The sequence below is a fragment of the Thermococcus celericrescens genome (assembly GCF_001484195.1).
Classification (GTDB): Archaea; Methanobacteriota_B; Thermococci; order Thermococcales; family Thermococcaceae; genus Thermococcus; species Thermococcus celericrescens.
Window position 1 is genome coordinate 1 of the sequence record NZ_LLYW01000063.1, and the last position, 2389, is coordinate 2389.

3 protein-coding genes and 1 pseudogene are annotated in these 2389 nt (G+C 59.3%); all 4 read left to right on the forward strand.

Features of this window, described 5'->3' with window-relative positions:
- On the forward strand, positions 1-632 hold a 632-nt coding region (locus APY94_RS12725; protein WP_058939968.1), incomplete at its 5' end, for a thiamine pyrophosphate-dependent enzyme.
- A gap of 61 nt (positions 633-693) precedes the next feature.
- The gene (gene porD / locus APY94_RS12730; protein ID WP_058939969.1) at positions 694-1011 is read left to right on the forward strand and encodes a pyruvate synthase subunit PorD; all 318 of its coding nucleotides are present in this window, start codon (positions 694-696) and stop codon (positions 1009-1011) included.
- A gap of 11 nt (positions 1012-1022) precedes the next feature.
- On the forward strand, positions 1023-2207 hold the full coding sequence (porA, locus tag APY94_RS12735; RefSeq protein WP_058939970.1) for a pyruvate synthase subunit PorA: 1185 nt from the start codon (positions 1023-1025) through the stop codon (positions 2205-2207).
- A 10-nt stretch (positions 2208-2217) separates the two neighbouring features.
- Positions 2218-2389, forward strand: a pseudogene (locus tag APY94_RS12740) (pyruvate ferredoxin oxidoreductase); the annotation flags it as partial.

Sequence of the window (2389 nt, forward strand, 5' to 3'; positions counted from 1 at the left end):
GTGTCATGGTCGTCGGCTGGGCCGGCGACGGTGGTACCGCGGACATAGGTCTGCAGGCCCTCAGCGGATTCCTCGAGAGGGGCCACGACGCGCTCTACATAATGTACGACAACGAGGCCTACATGAACACCGGAATCCAGAGGTCCGGTTCGACCCCGTACGGTGCCTGGACCACCAACACCCCAGGCGGAAAGAAGCACTTCCTCGAGAAGAGGCACAAGAAGAAGGTCATCGACATAGTCATAGCCCACGAGATACCCTACGCGGCAACCGCAAGCGTCGCCTATCCGGAGGACTTCGTGAGAAAGCTCAAGAAGGCCAGGGACACTCCGGGACCGAGCTTCATCCAGCTCTTCGCCCCGTGCCCGACCGGCTGGCGCTCACCGACCGACAAGAGCATTGAGCTCGCAAGGCTCGCGGTCCAGACCGCATACTTCCCGCTCTTCGAGTACGAGAACGGCAGGTACAGGATCAACATGCCCTCACCGAAGAAGGAGCCGAAGCCGATAGAGGAGTTCCTCAAGTTCCAGGGCAGGTTCAAGTACATGACCAAGGAGGACATAGAGATCCTCCAGCAGTGGGTCAACCACGAGTGGGAGAAGCTCAAGAAGCTCGCCGAGATCTTCGGCTGAGCTTTCCATCTTTACCCCAAGGTTTAAGTTTCCATCTGATAAGTCACCCGAGGTGATAAGCATGGCCGAGAGTCCGTTTAAGGCCGACATTGAGAGGGTTCAGAAGGAGTATAGCGAAAAGATGACCCCCGGAGCGATAGCCACCATCCCGGGGAGCAGCGTCATAAACAAGACCGGTTCCTGGCGTGTTTTCATGCCCGAGTTTAACCGGGACAAGTGCGTCCGCTGCTACCTCTGCTACGTCTACTGCCCGGAGCCGGCTATCTATCTCGACGAGGAGAACTACCCCGTCTTCGACTACGACTACTGTAAGGGCTGTGGAGTTTGCGCGAACGAGTGCCCGACCGACGCTATCATAATGGTTAGGGAGACCAAGTGAGGTGGTGAAAGATGCCGATTAGGAAGGTTATGAAGGCCAACGAGGCTGCCGCCTGGGCGGCCAAGCTCGCCAAGCCGAAGGTCATAGCGGCGTTCCCGATTACCCCGTCAACGCTCGTTCCGGAGAAGATCAGTGAGTTCGTTGCCGATGGAGAGCTCGACGCCGAGTTCATCAAGGTCGAGAGCGAGCACTCGGCGATTTCAGCCTGTGTCGGTGCCTCGGCGGCCGGTGTTAGAACCTTCACCGCAACCGCTTCCCAGGGTCTCGCCCTCATGCACGAGATACTCTTCATCGCCGCCGGCATGAGGCTTCCGATAGTCATCGCCGTTGGAAACCGCGCGCTGAGCGCTCCGATCAACATCTGGAACGACTGGCAGGACACCATCAGCGAGCGCGACACCGGCTGGCTCCAGTTCTACGCCGAGAACAACCAGGAGGCCCTTGACCTCATACTCATCGCCTACAAGGTCGCCGAGAACGAGAAGGTCCTTCTCCCGGCGATGGTTGGATTCGACGCTTTCATCCTGACCCACACCGTTGAGCCGGTCGAGATACCCGACCAGGAGCTCGTTGACGAGTTCCTCGGCGAGTACGAGCCTAAGCATGCTTACCTCGACCCGGCCAGGCCGGTCACCCAGGGTACCCTCGCCTTCCCGGCCCACTACATGGAGGCCAGGTACACTGTTTGGGAGGCCAACGAGAACGCCAAGAAGGTCATAGACGAGGCATTCGCGGAGTTCGAGAAGAAGTTCGGCAGGAAGTACCAGAAGATCGAGGAGTACCGCACTGAGGACGCCGAGATAATCTTCGTCACCATGGGTTCACTCGCCGGAACCGTCAAGGAGTACGTTGACCACCTCCGCGAGCAGGGCATCAAGGTCGGTGTGGCCAAGATGACCGTTTACAGACCGTTCCCGGTTGAGGAGGTTCGCGCGCTCGCCAAGAAGGCGAAGGTTCTCGCGCTCCTCGAGAAGAACGTCACCTTCAGCGTCGGTGGAGCCCTCTTCCAAGACTTCAGCAGGGCGCTCATCAACGAGAGCGAGAAGCCGAAGATCGTTGACTTCATCCTCGGCCTCGGAGGCAGGGACGTCACCTTCAAGGACCTTGACGAGGCACTCGCGATTGCCCAGAAGGCCCTCAACGGAGAGGCCGTTGATGAGGTCAACTGGATCGGCCTGAGGAAAGAGATTCTGTGAGGTGATGAAGATGGCCGTTAGAAAACCCCCGATTACCACTCGCGAGTACTGGGCACCCGGTCACGCCGCCTGTGCCGGCTGTGGCTGTGCCACCGCTCTGAGGCTCGCCACCAAGGCCTTCAGCGAGGCCATGGAGGAGAAGTACGGCGATCCGAACGCCTTCGCCATAGCCCAGGCCACCG